At 68.3% G+C, this 397-nt stretch carries 1 pseudogene; it reads right to left on the reverse strand.

Annotation, left to right across the window (positions count from 1 at the left end):
- Nucleotides 1-397, reverse strand: a pseudogene (locus tag EOA29_RS40720) (NAD(P)/FAD-dependent oxidoreductase); the annotation flags it as partial.

The raw sequence follows: 397 nt of genomic DNA on the forward strand, positions 1-397 counted from the left end.
GCATGTTGCCCGACCAGCCTGTGCTCGTCGTCGGCTGGCCGACGACGAGCACAGGCTGGTCGGGCAACATGCCGGCGATCGCCTGCTGATAGGTGCGCGACATGGCGTCGAGCGAAGGCGCCAGATGCACATAGGCGAACCGGCGAAGCTCGGCTCCGGCGCTCCAGTCCGGCAGGTCGTCCAGCGCCAGATGGATCATCATCGTGCCCGGCGCATGGCGGAATTGCTTCATCGTCGCATCGAAACTTGCGTCGCCGGAGCCATTGGGCAGGAGCTTGCCGGGAAGCGCTTTCGGCGCGACGCCGGCGATGATGGCCTTGCCCGCGACATGGAAATCGCCGGAGGCGAGCCGCACGCCGGTCGCCCGGCCGCCGGCGACGGTGATCTCCGCCACTTC

It is taken from the genome of Mesorhizobium sp. M1E.F.Ca.ET.063.01.1.1 (genome assembly GCF_003998155.1).
Lineage (GTDB): Bacteria > Pseudomonadota > Alphaproteobacteria > Rhizobiales > Rhizobiaceae > Mesorhizobium.